The sequence below is a fragment of the Pseudomonas sp. GL_093 genome (assembly GCF_057837605.1).
This window is the reverse complement of sequence record NZ_CM174448.1, coordinates 5,968,953-5,982,686: the sequence shown is the minus strand read 5'-3', so window position 1 is coordinate 5,982,686 and position 13,734 is coordinate 5,968,953. Positions and strand designations below refer to the sequence as shown.

At 58.9% G+C, this 13,734-nt stretch carries 13 protein-coding genes; 6 read left to right on the top strand and 7 right to left on the bottom strand.

Translation table 11 applies throughout. The features are described from left to right. The first annotated feature begins 148 nt into the window (after positions 1-148). From AC3IUE_RS27570 to AC3IUE_RS27560, 3 genes are read left to right on the top strand one after another with little or no spacing between them, the layout of a single operon-like run. Entirely contained in the window at positions 149-808 is a 660-nt protein-coding gene (locus AC3IUE_RS27570; RefSeq protein WP_489264311.1) for a paraquat-inducible protein A, read from the top strand. Next, positions 795-1,418 carry a paraquat-inducible protein A gene (locus tag AC3IUE_RS27565; protein WP_008145542.1) on the top strand — a complete coding sequence of 208 codons (624 nt, stop codon included), beginning with the start codon at positions 795-797 and terminating at the stop codon, positions 1,416-1,418. Before AC3IUE_RS27570 ends, AC3IUE_RS27565 begins: the two co-directional genes overlap by 14 nt. After that, positions 1,411-3,714, top strand: a complete 2,304-nt coding sequence (locus AC3IUE_RS27560) for a PqiB family protein (protein WP_489264310.1) — start codon at positions 1,411-1,413, stop codon at positions 3,712-3,714. Before AC3IUE_RS27565 ends, AC3IUE_RS27560 begins: the two co-directional genes overlap by 8 nt. A 76-nt stretch (positions 3,715-3,790) precedes the next feature. On the opposite strand, the gene mksF is transcribed toward AC3IUE_RS27560, so the two are convergent. The 3 genes from mksF to mksB are packed head-to-tail and all read right to left on the bottom strand — an operon-like array spanning position 3,791 to position 8,608. Continuing rightward, positions 3,791-6,631 (bottom strand): Mks condensin complex protein MksF, encoded by a 2,841-nt coding sequence (gene mksF / locus AC3IUE_RS27555; RefSeq protein ID WP_489264309.1) that lies wholly within the window; start codon positions 6,629-6,631, stop codon positions 3,791-3,793. After that, positions 6,628-7,329, bottom strand: a complete 702-nt coding sequence (mksE, locus tag AC3IUE_RS27550) for an Mks condensin complex protein MksE (protein WP_008145537.1) — start codon at positions 7,327-7,329, stop codon at positions 6,628-6,630. The genes mksF and mksE overlap by 4 nt, the downstream gene beginning before the upstream one ends. Continuing rightward, positions 7,319-8,608, bottom strand: coding sequence for an Mks condensin complex protein MksB (gene mksB / locus AC3IUE_RS27545; RefSeq protein ID WP_489264308.1), 1,290 nt, complete (start codon positions 8,606-8,608; stop codon positions 7,319-7,321). The genes mksE and mksB overlap by 11 nt, the downstream gene beginning before the upstream one ends. Positions 8,609-8,814: 206 nt before the next feature. Here mksB and AC3IUE_RS27540 point away from each other — a divergent pair, with 206 nt between their 5' ends. Further along, the gene (locus AC3IUE_RS27540) at positions 8,815-9,564 is read left to right on the top strand and encodes an energy transducer TonB (RefSeq protein WP_489268972.1); all 750 of its coding nucleotides are present in this window, start codon (positions 8,815-8,817) and stop codon (positions 9,562-9,564) included. Further along, a complete protein-coding gene (gene rimI, locus AC3IUE_RS27535; RefSeq protein WP_008145534.1) occupies positions 9,557-10,009 on the top strand; it encodes a ribosomal protein S18-alanine N-acetyltransferase in 453 nt (150 codons plus the stop codon). The genes AC3IUE_RS27540 and rimI overlap by 8 nt, the downstream gene beginning before the upstream one ends. A 153-nt stretch (positions 10,010-10,162) precedes the next feature. Here rimI and AC3IUE_RS27530 read toward each other — a convergent pair whose 3' ends face one another. After that, entirely contained in the window at positions 10,163-10,567 is a 405-nt protein-coding gene (locus AC3IUE_RS27530) for a hypothetical protein (RefSeq protein WP_056740753.1), read from the bottom strand. 152 nt (positions 10,568-10,719) lie between these two features. On the opposite strand from AC3IUE_RS27530, the gene can reads away from it, so the two are divergent. Beyond that, positions 10,720-11,364, top strand: coding sequence for a carbonate dehydratase (gene can, locus AC3IUE_RS27525; RefSeq protein WP_008145531.1), 645 nt, complete (start codon positions 10,720-10,722; stop codon positions 11,362-11,364). Positions 11,365-11,370: 6 nt separating this feature from the next. On the opposite strand, the gene AC3IUE_RS27520 is transcribed toward can, so the two are convergent. The 3 genes from AC3IUE_RS27520 to AC3IUE_RS27510 all read right to left on the bottom strand — a co-directional run bounded on the left by AC3IUE_RS27520 (position 11,371) and on the right by AC3IUE_RS27510 (position 13,718). Continuing rightward, positions 11,371-11,895, bottom strand: a complete 525-nt coding sequence (locus tag AC3IUE_RS27520) for an SET domain-containing protein-lysine N-methyltransferase (protein WP_489264307.1) — start codon at positions 11,893-11,895, stop codon at positions 11,371-11,373. A gap of 144 nt (positions 11,896-12,039) precedes the next feature. After that, positions 12,040-13,212 (bottom strand): hypothetical protein, encoded by a 1,173-nt coding sequence (locus AC3IUE_RS27515; protein WP_489264306.1) that lies wholly within the window; start codon positions 13,210-13,212, stop codon positions 12,040-12,042. A gap of 185 nt (positions 13,213-13,397) precedes the next feature. Further along, complete coding sequence (locus AC3IUE_RS27510; RefSeq protein ID WP_008153466.1) at positions 13,398-13,718, bottom strand: hypothetical protein; 321 nt, start codon at positions 13,716-13,718, stop codon at positions 13,398-13,400. Positions 13,719-13,734: the final 16 nt, after the last annotated feature.

The following is a 13,734-nucleotide window of genomic DNA, read 5'->3' as shown; positions in this document are numbered from 1 at the left end:
TTAAATTCCGAAACCCCTATCTGCGTATGCAGGTAGGGGTTTTGTTTTGCCCGCAGAAAAGTGGCTTTCAGTTAAAGCACAAATTTGCACAGTTATTTTCGATCCATGACACTAGAATAGGTCCAACTTTTTTGGAGCCAGAGCCTTTATGCCAGATCCGGTTGACGCCCCAGGGCTGTCAGAATTACCGCTGGACGACTTGGTGGCGTGCCATGAGTGCGACTTGCTGATGCGCAAGCCCGAACTTGCCCATGGCGAGAAAGCCCTCTGTCCGCGCTGTGGCTACGAGCTCTACGCCCATCGGCATAACGTCGTACAGCGCAGTCTCGCGTTGGTTCTCGCCGCTCTGTTGTTGTATATCCCGGCGAACTTTTTACCCATCATGCAGCTCCATCTACTCGGGCAGTCATCGCACGACACTGTCTGGACTGGTGTTGTTGGCCTGTTCAATACCGGTATGCAGGGCGTAGCAGTCGTGGTGTTTCTCTGCAGCATGGGAATCCCGTTGCTCAAGTTACTTTGCCAATTGGTTGTACTGCTGAGTATTCGTTTCGATATCGGACGCAGTTACGGCCTGTTGCTCTACCGCATTTATCACCATTTACGCGATTGGGGGATGCTCGAGGTCTACCTCATGGGCGTACTGGTGGCGATCGTCAAACTGGCAGATATGGCAGCAATTACCGTCGGGATTGGCCTGGCGTGCTTTATCGGTTTGTTGTTGGTTCAGGTCTGGTTGGAGGTTGTGATGTCGCCCCATCAGATCTGGCAGGCTTTATCAGGAGAGGATGCCCATGCGGGCGATTGATGCAGGCATTCTGATTTGCGCCGAATGCCATGAATTGAACAAGCAGGAAGCCGACACCGACGAGCAGGTCTGCACCCGTTGCGGTGCGCTGGTTCACGCCCGTCGCCCGAACAGTGTGATGCGTACCTGGGCGTTGCTGGTTACCGCGGCGGTTCTCTACATCCCGGCCAATGTGCTGCCGATCATGACCGTCAGTTCACTGGGGCAAGGTGATCCCAGCACCATCATGTCTGGTGTGATCCAACTGGTTCAACACGGCATGATCCCCATCGCCGCCGTGGTTTTTATCGCCAGTATCCTGGTACCAACGTTCAAATTGGTGGGCATCGCACTGCTGCTGTTTTCCGTGCAGCGCCGCCAGCCACTGTCGGCTCGCCAACGTATTTGGATGTATCGCTTTATTGAGTTCATTGGCCGCTGGTCGATGCTCGATATCTTTGTGATCGCCATCCTGGTGGCAGTTGTTAATTTCGGACGGCTTGCCAGCGTCGAAGCCAATCTTGGCGCCATCGCTTTCGCCAGTGTGGTGATTCTGACGATGCTTGCCGCAGTAACTTTCGATCCCCGACTGATTTGGGATAACACGGAGTCGGACGACGACCATGACTGATTTGCCTACAGCAAAAACCCGACCGGCCTCGAACTGGTCAGCTATTTGGGTGTTGCCCCTGATTGCCCTGATCATCGGCGGCTGGCTTGGCTGGCGTGCCTACAACGAGACCGGCATCGAGATTCAGGTGCGTTTCGAAAGTGGTGAAGGCATTCAGGCCAACAAGACCGAAGTCGTCTACAAAGGCATGTCGGTGGGTAAGGTAAAGACCCTCAAACTTGATGATGAAGGCAACTCCAAAGGTGTGATCGCTACCGTCGAAATGAACAAGGACGTGGAGCCATACCTGCGGACCAGCACCCGTTTCTGGCTGATCAAACCGAGCGTGACGCTGGCCGGCATCACTGGCCTGGAGACACTGGTCTCGGGTAACTACATCGCGATAAGCCCGGGCGAGGGTGAGCCGACGCGCAAGTTCAAAGCCCTGGCCGAAGAGCCGCCGCTGTCGGACGCCCAGCCCGGTTTGCACCTGACCATCAAGGCTGATCGCCTTGGCTCGCTGAATCGCGGGAGTCCGGTGTTCTACAAGCAGATCAAGGTTGGCCAGATCAAAAGCTACTTGCTCTCCGAAGACCAAAGCACCGTTGAACTCAAAGTTTTCATCGAACCCACCTACGCCAAGCTGGTGCGCAAACACACGCGTTTCTGGAACGCCAGCGGCATCAGCATCGACGCCAATCTGTCGGGTGTGAAGGTGCGCAGCGAATCCCTGGCGAGCATCGTCGCGGGCGGTATCGCGTTCGCCACGCCGGAGAATCGCAAGGACAGTCCGCCAACCGATCCGAGCCTGCCGTTTCGTCTCTACGAAGATTTCGATGCCGCCGCCGCCGGTATTCGGGTCAAGGTCAAACTCAGCGACTTTGAAGGAATGCAGGCTGGTCGCACACCGGTTATGTACAAAGGCATCCAGGTCGGCAATCTGAAAGCGCTCAAGATCGATCCAGATCTATCCAGTGCCACCGCCGAATTGACCCTCGATCCTCTGGCTGAAGATTACCTGGTCGAAGGCACCCAGTTCTGGGTGGTCAAACCGTCGATCTCGCTTGCCGGTATCACCGGTCTCGAAGCGTTGGTCAAAGGTAACTACATCGCTGTGCGTCCAGGAGACAAAGGCGCCGCACCGCAGCGCGAGTTTGTGGCACGGCCGAAGGCACCGCCGCTCGACTTGCGTGCGCCAGGATTGCACCTGGTGCTGTTCACCGAAAACCTGGGTTCGCTGGAAGTCGGCAGCCCTATTCTCTACAAACAGGTCAAGGTCGGTTCGGTCCAGAGTTATCAGTTCTCACGCACTAAAAAGCAGTTGGTGATTGGTGTACACATCGAGAAGGAATACGAAGGTCTGGTCAACGCCTCGACACGGTTCTGGAATGCCAGCGGCATTACGCTGACGGGTGGATTGACGGGTGGAATCCAGGTCAAAAGTGAGTCGCTGCAAAGCCTGATGGCTGGTGGCATTGCCTTCGAAACTCCGGAAGCCAAGGCACCGTTGCAGAAGCGGATTCCGCGTTTCCGTTTATTCGCCAGTCATGATGAGGCGACGCAAAAAGGCGCCGTGGTAACGATCAGGGTTGATCGCGCCGATGGTTTGCGCAGCGGCACGCCGATTCGCTTCAAAGGCCTGGATGTTGGCAAGATTGAAGACGTCGATCTGAGTGATGACCTGCAATCGGTGATGCTGACTGCACGAATCACCGAAGTGCCGGAGCGTATCGCTCGGGTGGGCAGTCAGTTCTGGGTGGTCAAACCTGAACTGGGCCTGATCAAGACATCCAACCTCGAAACGCTGGTCACTGGCCAATACATCGAAGTGCAACCGGCCGCGAAAAACCTCGGCCCGCAAAAAAACTTTGTGGCCCTGGCCAATCCGCCGGAAACCGCTAAACAGGAAGCCGGTTTGAGTCTGGTGTTGAGCGCTGCCCGTCGTGGTTCGCTGAAAACAGGTGTGCCGGTCACTTATCGCGAAATCACCGTGGGCAAGGTGACAGGCTATGAACTCGGCCAGACGGCGGATCGTGTGTTGGTGCACATCCTGATCGAGCCGAAGTACGCGCCGTTAGTGCGCAGCGGCACGCGCTTCTGGAACTCCAGTGGTTTTGGTTTTGATTACGGCTTGTTCAAAGGGGCGACGATGCGTACCGAATCGCTGGAGACGCTGATTCAGGGCGGCATCGCTTTCGCCACGCCGGACGGCGAGCGCATGGGCAGTCCGGCGCTAGCTGAGCAAACGTTCCCGCTGTTCGATAAGTTCGAAGACGAATGGCTGACCTGGGCGCCGAAGATTTCAATCGGCAAGTAAGCCTAAAACAGCAGGCATAAAAAAGGCCGCGATCCATTGGATCGCGGCCTTTTTTATGGCTGTCAATTAACGCAAATCAGACCGCATCCAGCTCCGGTTCATCCGCCTCAACGGTAACGGCAGCCTTCACTTCATCGTGACGACGGATGTACTTCCAGTCAGCCTCGTCGATGTAGATCCCGTTCGGGCCGCTGCCGCCTTCCAGGTCGATGGCGACACTGGCGCAGACCTGCGGCTTCACACTCGCCAGGATCGGTACGAAGCCCAGTTGCAGGCTGGTTTCCAACAGCGCTGCCTGGTTCTTCTCGTCGATGTCCGCTGCCTCGTCGAGGTAGTACGGCAGGCGCACGCGACCGGCCTGGTCGCGGTCCATCAAGTGCAACAACAAGTACATGTTGGTCAGCGCCTTGATGGTCATGGTCGTACCGTTGGACGCGGCGCCGTCGATGTCGGTGTGAATCACCGGCTGACCGTTGACCTTGGTGATCTCGAACGCCAGCTCGAACAAGTCCTTGAGGCCGAGCTGGTTGTGGTTCGCCGCCACCAGCCGCGCCAGGTATTCCTTGGCTTCTTCGTTCTTGTTGTCCTGATCAGCGCTTTGGCTCAGGTCGAAGACCGAAAGGGTTTCGCCTTCTTCGTACTGGCCGGCGCTGTGGATGATCTGGTCGATGTGCTTGAGCGCTTCCTTGTTCGGGGCCAGCACGATGCGGAAGCTTTGCAGGTTGGAGACCTGACGCTTGTTGATCTCGCGGTTGAACAACGCCAGTTGATGCTCAAGGCTGTCGTAGTCGCTGCGGATGTTGCGCAGGGTCCGGGCAATGTCGGTAACGGCCGCACGACGCGCCTTGCCAAGGGTCAGGGCTTCGTCGGTGCGGTGCGCGTAAGCGTTGATCAACAGTTGCAGGCGACGCTCCATGTCGTCTTCGCTGTCGAACTTGGCCACGCCCTTGAGGCGCACCTGCGCATACAGCGCCTCGATCTGACCGTCGCTGCGCTGCAAACCTTGCCAGCTGTCCTGATAGTCATTGAGCAGCGGCAACAGGTTGTCCATGGAATCGTCGATCGGGTCCATGAACGGCGTGCCAAACGGCATGTCTGCCGGCAGCAGCTGACGGCGGCGCAGGGCGTCGTCGAGGGTGCGTTGCTTGGCTTCCATGTCGCCGATCTGCCGCCCGACCAGTTGCAGTTTGGCCGACAGTTGCTGGACACGTTCGGTGAAGGCGTCGCTGGAACGCTTCAACTCGTCCTGCGCCGCTTCCATCTGCGCCAGTTGTTCCAGCTTGTCGCTTTCCTCGGCGCTCAGGGTTTGCGCGCGGCGGAAATCTTCCAGCGCTTTCTGCGCATCCAGCACTTGCTGGTACAGCGCTTCGGTCTGGGTCTTGCTCGCGGCGCGGTCGGCGGCCACGGCTTGCTGGGTTTTCAGTTGCTTGAGTTCTTTGTCCAGACGCTCTTTCTGATCGCGCAACGCGGCGCGGTCGGCCAAGGCTTGGAGTGCTGGCGGTTCGATGTGCGAGATGTCAATGGACAGGCCCGGCACTTCGAAACGCTCGCCCTTGAAGCCGTCGAGGATCAGCTCCATGGATTTGACCCACTGACCGTCCTCGTCCAGCATGATGCCGTGCTCACCCAGCGGCAGGCTGAACAACGCGCTGTTGAACAGGCGCATCAGGCGCTCGACATCCTGTTGCGAGAACTCCTCGCGCAGACGGGCGTAGCTGTTGTTGTCGGCGTGATCGAGTTGCTGCTTGACCGACTTCAGGCGTTTTTCCAGATCCCGCAGACGCTCTTCCAGATCCTCGGCGCTGAACTGCCGTGACTGCGCCAGCGCACCGGCCAGTTCATCGTGCGCATCTTTGGCCGCGAGCAGTTGCTGCTCAAGAACTTTGACGTCAGTGACCAAGGCGAAGCGATGCTTGAGCACCGACAGCTCGCCGAGCCAGCGCTGGATGCCGGTGATTTCCCGCTCCAGGCGCATCAGCTCCTGAGTGCCTCCGCGCTGATCGTTTTGCAGCGCGTCCTGTTCGTTGCGGTAGTGCTCGGCCTGAATCGTCAGCTCTTCCTTGCGCGCACTGGCGTAGTCCGACCAAGTGCCGAGCAGGGAATCGAGCAGCGGCGAAATGCGGTGCAGTTTGCCGCGCAGGATATTGCGCTGGGTCACGCCTGCCGCAAGGGCTTCGACCAATGGGCCGGCAGTGACCAACGAGTTGTAGTCCTGTTCCATGCGACGGACATCGCGGAACGCTTCTTCGCACGCGGCGATGTAGTCGACGCTGCCGGAACGCAGGCTGTGTTCGAACGCATCGAGGAACAATTGCTTGAGCTTGGCCGCGGTGATTTCGCGCATGTGCAGCAGGTTGATGAACAGTGCGCGGAAGGTCTTCAGGCTCTGCTCGCTGGTGGAGCGCAGCGGGATCAGCGTCAGGTCCAGCGGGATCGAGGTGTGACCGCCGACCAGCAAACGACGCAGCTCATCAGGCTTCAACTCGTAGGCTTTCAGTCCTTCGCGCTCAAGGTTGGTGAACAATTCTTTCTGACGCAGGCAGGTGTCGTTTTTCTGGTAGTGGGCCAGATCCAGTTTGCCGGCGTAGGCAAAGAACTGGTGACCGAAACCACCGCCCGGGCCGCGACCGACCACACCAATCACATGTGGACCGTGAGGTAGCGAGACTTCGACCAGAATGTAGCTGGTGTCCGAGGCGAAGTAGAAGCGCCGGGATTGTTCCAGGCTGTACTTGCCGAAACTCATGTCCGACATGCGCGCCAGGATCGGGAACTGCAAGGCGTTGATCGAGGCGGATTTGCCGAGGTTGTTCGCGCCGTAAACCGACAACGGTTCTTCCAGCGGGAACAGGCCGAGGCTGTAACCGGCGGTGTTCAAAAGGGCAAAGCGGCGAATGCCGTAGCGTTCCTTGCTCATGCGTCGGTCTCCTGTTCTTCGGCAATGGCGCGGGCCATGGCGTCTTCTTCGCTTTCTTCAGCGAAGTCGCTCAGATCGAGCGGGTCATCGGTTTCCAAAAGCTTTTCGTCGCTGTCGTCATCGATCAGCACTGGCACCGGTAATGGCAACACACTGTGCAGACTGGCCGCCAGGTCGCGATCCTGCTGGACCGACAGGCAGACATCGAGGAAACGGTGCATCGGCGGCAGGAAACGGTAGATGCCGTTTTCTTCGCCAGCAAATCCGAGCTGAGTCATGCGGCGCATGATTTTTTCTTCGAGTTCTTCAACCGTCTGCACTTCGGCCTGGATAAACAGGTCGCGGTATTTCTCCAGCAGCGATGGCAATTCATCGCGGCCGAGGCTGCCGCCGTCGAGCACGGCGACCGGGTCACGGCCCTGATCGGCCAGATGCTCGACGAGAATGAAGGTGAACAGCGCCAGACGTTGCGCCGTCTTGTTCACTGCCGCAGCAGCGAGGTCCGGAACGAAGTAGTAGAAACCACGGGTGTCGCAGACCAGTTCAAAGCCCAGCGCCTTGAACAGCGTGCGGTACTGGTCCTGGAAGTTCGACAGTTGCGCGTACAGCTCAGGGTCGCGGCGGCTGACGTGATAGCCCTTGAACAGCTCGCGAAAAATCGGCGCCAGCTGGGACAGTTCGTTTAGATCAAGATGCATGTGGAGTACTTGCATAGAGGGTGCTCGCAGAATCCTCGGCGGCGTCGCGGGCCGAGAGCAGGGCGAAAGAGCGCAGGCTGACCTGGTGCTCGTGAGTGTGGTAATCGCGGCGTTCCAGACGCTCGCGTGTGAAGCGCTTTTCCCGCGACAGGCGCGAGAACCAATAAAGCAATTCGTCGGTAGCGCCGTCTGGCTCCTGCTCCAGCAGCCAGGTCATCAGGTCCGGCATCGGCAGGGCGTCTTCGCAGCGTTCGAGCATTTCCCGAACCGTGCGTGGCGCGCGCGGCGCTTCGCCTTTCTGAGTCTTGTGGGCCTTGGGGAAGCGTGCCGGTTTCGGCTCGAAACGGGCCAACGCGTAAACGTAGGCTTCGACCTGACTGGCACTGCCGAGGAAGGTGCTTTGCGGCCGAGTGAACATCGGCATCGCCGCTTGTGGCACCGCATCGATGCCTTTACGACGAATGGCCGACAAGGCCAGCGCCGCGCCACGGGTCACGGCGTTGTGCCGACGGGCTTCTTCACGTAGCGGCAGCAACAGCTCGCGGGCGTGACGCAGCGTCAGCTGGGCGCTGGTCTGCATTTCGAGGATGCGCGCGTGGGTGCGCAGCAGCATGTCGTCATCGACCAGATGGCCAAGGCGCTGCTGTTCGGTGAGCATCTTCAACAGCACGTTCTCGACCTTGCGTACGCCTTGTTCGAAGGCGCCGTCGGCGTTCACCAACTGAATCATCGGCTCGACGTATTCGTCCCAGGTCGCGAGTACTTCAGCGTAACGCTGGCGCAGGGGAATCTGTCGGTCGCTGGTCTTGGCGCGCTCGGCGACGGCCACCAGGGCCTGTTCGTCGTTGGCGAGTTTTTTCAATACATCCCGTACGCGCATGTCGAGCAGGCGCAACTGGCGCGCCAGGTCGTGGCCGTCGCGGATGTCGAAGGCGTCCTGGATATAACCGGCCAGGCGCTCGAGATGGCGCAGATAGGCTTCGATCTCCAGGCACAGGCCCAGACGGTGCTCACGGCGCAGGTAGGCGAGGAAGTCGTGGATCTGCGCGTTGAGCTCGAAACGGTTCGGGCTTTTCGCCACGGGAACCAGAATGTCGAGGCGGATCCACACGTCCAGCAGGCTGGTGATGTCCTGCGGCGTACTGTCCAGTTGCTGGGCGGCCAACTGTGAACGCAATTCGTTGAGGCTCAAGGTGCCTTGGTCGAAGTGCTCGCACAGCGGCTCCAGAAGTGCCCAGTGTTCAGCGAGGGCGCGCAAGACGCGCTTGGGTTCGATCATCGGAATGGCCGGCTGGTTGACGAATAAAAGCAGCGATTGTACTGCATCACGCCCGTTGCGATTCACTCTCGGGACGGACAGTTGGCTTTCTATCGATCAAGCGTGGGCGATCTTGAGCGAAGGGCGGTAGAATCACCGCACTTTAGTTATCCACAAGTGGCCGACCTTTGCTTATCGAGTCCCGTCGCCGCGCTTATTTGACCGCCATGCAGGTGGTCAACTGGCTGCCGCGCACCGAATTGCCCTTTGCTGCGCCCTCGCGCCCCGAACTGCTGGAGATGCCCGAGCCGTTGGTCGTCGCGCCGGTTGCTCCGGTTGCGCCCGTGCCTGTGGCTGATTCGCCCATGGAACCGCTGGTCAAACCGGCCGAACGGGTGAAAATCGAGGTGCCGCGGCCATCGCTGGCCAGCACGCGCACGAACGCCAAGGTTGAAGAAGAGGCCGCTCCGGTTTTGGCCAAGGCGCCAGTCGTACCGCCACCGCGTTTCGCCCTGCAATTGCTGCGGGCCGGGCGTTGCCTGCTGCTGGTGGAGTTACCCACAGGCGAATCGTTCCAGACCCGCGACCCTGCCTATCTGTTGCTCAAAGACATGCTGCGCGCCGCCGGTCTGCCGGACAGCCCGCAGATCGTCGGCGAGCCGGTGCGCTGGCCGCTGTTGTCTCGGGGCACCATGGATCAGGGCCCGGAAGCGGCTCGCGACTTCGTGCAAGGTTTTCTCTCTGCCCGGCTGGAAGACGCACCGTGCGTTTGCGTGTGGCTGATCGGCCTGCCGGCGGTGCGTTTCGCCGGTGAGGCGAACGCCGAATCCTTCAACCGTGAACTCCAGGTCGAAGGCCTGGGCTCGGTCTGGGCCCTGCCGGGTCTGGAATTATTAATGGAAGAGCCACAGCGTAAGGCTGATGTCTGGCAAGCCATGCGTCGGCTGATGGCGCGCTGGAAAGAATCGAATGAGTGACGCTGTATCGTTCCGCCCGATGACCGAGGCGGACCTGGACGCTGTACTGAAAATCGAATACGCGGCTTACAGCCATCCCTGGACTCGCGGGATTTTTCTCGATGGGCTGGGTAAATATCAGATATGGCTGATGTTTGAAGGCCAACAGCAGGTCGGCCACGGTGTGGTGCAGATCATCCTTGATGAAGCGCATCTGCTGAACATCACCGTCAAACCGGAGAACCAGGGCCGTGGCCTGGGCTTGACGTTGCTGGAGCATTTGATGTCCCGGGCGTATGACGCCAAGGCGCGGGAGTGTTTTCTGGAAGTGCGCGACAGCAACCGTGGCGCGTTTAAGTTGTACGAGCGTTATGGGTTTAACGAGATTGGTCGTCGACGCGATTACTACCCGGCGGTGGGTGGGCGGGAAGATGCTGTCGTCATGGCCTGCACTTTGGTCGACTGAGCCTTAGACGTATCGTCGAAACGCCATCGCGAGCAGGCTCGCTCCCACAGTGGATCTGTGTAGTACACAAATTTTGTGACTGACATAAACCCTGTGGGAGCGAGCTTGCTCCGGGCGGCGATCCGACGATGGCGTACTGGCAGGCGCTGGAGATCAACGATTACCGTCCATCGGATCCCGCCGCGCCAGTTCCTCTTCATCCAGCCCATTGCCCCCGCCGATGTCATCTTCATCGACAATGCTCAAATCCCAATCGGCCTGGCCGCCTTCACCTGCTTCGTGGGCATCCCGTGCGCCGTCTTCACGGATCAGGTTTTCCGGGCTCATGTCGTCGTCGGTGGACTCATGGTCATCGGTCGAGGCCCCGGTCATGCCGGCTTCACGTACGCGTTTCCTAGGGATCAGGCGTTCACGCTCCGCTTGCGTCAGCTCGTCGCCGATTTTGGCGCTGGGTTCTTCCTCGTCGAAATCCAGCTCATGCATCGAACCCATGCGGTCTTCGTTGTCATCGATGGGCTCGGGTTGCACCGCATCGTACGGACGTCGTGATTCAGTCATGGCAATTCCTCATACTGTAGGCCTTACTAGGGTGGACCCCCTGGGCTGCTGAGAATTCCTCCGGCATGGAAAACCGGGTTTCTGCATCTGGCGCGTGACCCCGACAGATGGTTGTCTGTCATAGAAGCGCATCATTCTCGAGGCTTCATTGCATGAACGAATTACAAGATCTGATTGATAACAACGAGCGCTGGGCTGACGCGATCACCAAAGAAGATCCTGATTTCTTCGCCAAGCTGGCCCGTCAGCAAACCCCGGAATACCTGTGGATCGGTTGCTCCGACGCCCGGGTGCCGGCGAACGAGATCGTCGGCATGCTGCCCGGCGATCTGTTTGTACACCGCAACGTGGCCAACGTAGTGCTGCATACCGACCTCAACTGCCTGTCGGTGATTCAGTACGCGGTCGACGTGCTGAAGGTCAAACACATCCTCGTTACCGGCCACTATGGCTGCGGCGGCGTGCGCGCCTCGATGCAGGACCGTCAGCTGGGCCTGATCGACGGCTGGCTGCGCTCGATTCGCGATCTCTACTATGAAAAGCGCGAAGAACTCGCCAAGTTGCCCACCGAAGAAGAGCGGGTCGACCGCCTCTGCGAATACAACGTGATCCAGCAAGTGGCCAACGTCGGGCACACCAGCATTGTGCAAAACGCCTGGCACCGCGGGCAGAGCCTGTCTGTTCACGGCTGCATCTATGGCATCAAGGACGGTCGCTGGAAAAGCCTGAACGCCACCATCAGCGGTTTCGAGCAATTGCCGCCGCAGTACCGTCTGCGTCCGGTCGAGGCGTTGTAACGCCCTTCAGCAGAGACTTCGCCGGCGCCAGTGCTGCAGAAACAACTGGCCGTCGGCGTTCGGCGGTTCATCGTAGCCGGTGATCCAGCCTCGGCAGTCGAACGCGCCGCACTGGCAGGCGAACTGACGCAAGAGTTTGTCTTCGGTGGAAGCGTAGTCCATCGTCAGTCGGTCGCCTTTTTTGATGTCCTTCAGCGCCCACAACCACAGCTCGCTCATGTCGAGAAATATGTTTGGGTCGCAGGAGTGTCGCAGCAGCCCGCAGAAGAGCGGGTCGTAGACATGGATGCCACGGGCCAGTTGCCGGGTATGCCGACACCGATAAGGCAGCAGCTGCCCCGAAGCCCGACAAATTCGGCTGATGCGTGGAAAATCCCGAAGTACTGCGACGGCCGCCGCCGATCCGTTGGCGTTGTCGATAATCTCGAAGTCGGCCCTGGTGGGGAATCCAAGGCGAACGGGCAGCTCCGCAAATGGATAAATCCCATCGGGAGGTTGTGCAAGCGTCTCGTGCAGGGCGCGGGTTTTCATAACGATCCTTGTCGGCTGGGTGCTGCGACCTCCATCAGCTGACGATCCTGTCAGCTCTGCAACACATGGGTACGACTCAAGCCTCTCGCAAATGAAACGGCGGGTCTACTGTCAGTTATGACAGTAGACCCGCCGTTCATCGTTTTACAGAGGAGGGACAGGGATCGCAGTCGCGGGTACCGGGGCTTTCAGCTGTTTGAGCTGAGATTTGATCGGTGCCGTCGCGCACTTGGCCACGGCTTTTTCGGGCGTCAGGTTGCGGATCGAGGTATAGAACAGCTCGCAGGTTTTATCTGCCTGGGCCACTTGCCAGGTTTGGGTGCAGCTTCTCAGTTCAATGTCGGGATTACTGTCCGGTTGGCGGCCCATGGCGGCCTGCCAGCACGCAGCGCTCAAATCCTGACCCATGACTTTAAGGCCAGCGGCATCGGCCTTGGCCTGGGCATCGCTGCCGGTATAGCTTTGCGGGTCGGCGGCGTACCAAATGTAGCTTGGGTGGTTGGAACCCAGCACTGGCACTTTCACCCCGTCGCTCGGACTGATGCTGACCAGACCCAACACGTTCACGGTCGGCCCGTATTGCTGCTTGATCCAGTTACGCACTGGCGCGCCGAAGGCGACCATCGGCAACGCCGCACCACTGGCGTTCTGGCTGAGTTGCTTGACCATCGTGGTCTGGTAGTCCTTGAAGTAGTCGTAGACGCCTTCCAGATCCTTGCCAGCGTTGGACGGTGCGGCAATCGGTGCGATGTCGATGATGGTCTGGTAGCCCGGAGTCTGGTCGGCCGGGATTCCGTTGACAGTCAGCAGTGTGGCCCAGCGATCGGTGGTGGCGGATCGCAGGTAATCCTGAGCCTGGGTCAACGAATAGTCGGGTGGGAAGTGCAACAGTTCAACGCTTTTGCGGTTTTCCAGGGCCATGCCCAGTGGCAGGAACAGATACCAGCTGTAAGCCCACTTGCCATCGGCATTCAGCTTGCTGGCGCCGGTATAGGCCAGATCACCGGCATCGAGTAACGCCGCCAGCGGTTTTTCATAGCCACGGGGTACGCCGCTGATTTCGGCGTAGAGCTGATGGTTATCGGTTTTGACCAGCACTTTCGCCGCGCTGTAACCATCGCGCTGCACGCTTTGGGTCAGGTAATGCTCGACCGTTTGCTCCAGCGTCCAGTTGCGAAAGCAGATCACGTTGCAGTTGTTGGGGTAAGCGAACAGGCGGGTGACGCGTTCGGTACTGCCCAGCTTCAGGTCGACATCGGCATGGGCGGCGGCACTCAGGGTGAGGGCCGCGAGGGTGAATCCTGCGAATTTGAACATGCTCAGATCCTTTTCAGCGTGGTCCCGTTGATTGGGGTACGCGCCATACTGGATCAGCGGCGTTACACAGAACAGTGTCTGCGTGTAGTTTTTTTGCGTAGAGCCTGCGGTGTGTATGCCAGGAACGCTCGGTTATGAAGTCCGGCCCGGGCTTGATGTCTATGGGCCGGACGTTGGTTGAAGCGTTACAACAGCTTTAGTGCCAGATGAGTACCGGCGCGCAAGTACTCGACCTGTGCAAATACGGCATCCTTGACGATGGCCTCTCCTGTATCGGTCAGTTTGGCTTTTTTGGCATCAATGATGGACGTTTGCGTCAATTGCATGACTACATCCATCGCTTTTTGAAGGGCGGTCAAATTGTTGTGCTGGCCGAACTCGCGGACGACAGCGTCCATACGGCGATCTGCATCATCACGCAGCTTTTTATATTCAACGACTGAAACCCTACCGTCCTGGTAAATCTCGTTAATCATCTCTTCCAGCGTTTTCGATATTAAAGACATGTGTTTGTTCATCCTT

Excerpts from the sequence above, each read along its gene's own strand:
- AC3IUE_RS27570 (WP_489264311.1), top strand. The coding sequence starts at position 149 with ATGCCAGATCCGGTTGACGCCCCAGGGCTGTCAGAATTACCGCTGGAC.
- AC3IUE_RS27565 (WP_008145542.1), top strand. The coding sequence starts at position 795 with ATGCGGGCGATTGATGCAGGCATTCTGATTTGCGCCGAATGCCATGAA.
- AC3IUE_RS27560 (WP_489264310.1), top strand. The coding sequence starts at position 1,411 with ATGACTGATTTGCCTACAGCAAAAACCCGACCGGCCTCGAACTGGTCA.
- mksF (WP_489264309.1), bottom strand. The coding sequence starts at position 6,631 with ATGAGCAAGGAACGCTACGGCATTCGCCGCTTTGCCCTTTTGAACACC.
- mksE (WP_008145537.1), bottom strand. The coding sequence starts at position 7,329 with ATGCATCTTGATCTAAACGAACTGTCCCAGCTGGCGCCGATTTTTCGC.
- mksB (WP_489264308.1), bottom strand. The coding sequence starts at position 8,608 with ATGATCGAACCCAAGCGCGTCTTGCGCGCCCTCGCTGAACACTGGGCA.
- AC3IUE_RS27540 (WP_489268972.1), top strand. The coding sequence starts at position 8,815 with ATGCAGGTGGTCAACTGGCTGCCGCGCACCGAATTGCCCTTTGCTGCG.
- rimI (WP_008145534.1), top strand. The coding sequence starts at position 9,557 with ATGAGTGACGCTGTATCGTTCCGCCCGATGACCGAGGCGGACCTGGAC.
- AC3IUE_RS27530 (WP_056740753.1), bottom strand. The coding sequence starts at position 10,567 with ATGACTGAATCACGACGTCCGTACGATGCGGTGCAACCCGAGCCCATC.
- can (WP_008145531.1), top strand. The coding sequence starts at position 10,720 with ATGAACGAATTACAAGATCTGATTGATAACAACGAGCGCTGGGCTGAC.
- AC3IUE_RS27520 (WP_489264307.1), bottom strand. The coding sequence starts at position 11,895 with ATGAAAACCCGCGCCCTGCACGAGACGCTTGCACAACCTCCCGATGGG.
- AC3IUE_RS27515 (WP_489264306.1), bottom strand. The coding sequence starts at position 13,212 with ATGTTCAAATTCGCAGGATTCACCCTCGCGGCCCTCACCCTGAGTGCC.
- AC3IUE_RS27510 (WP_008153466.1), bottom strand. The coding sequence starts at position 13,718 with ATGTCTTTAATATCGAAAACGCTGGAAGAGATGATTAACGAGATTTAC.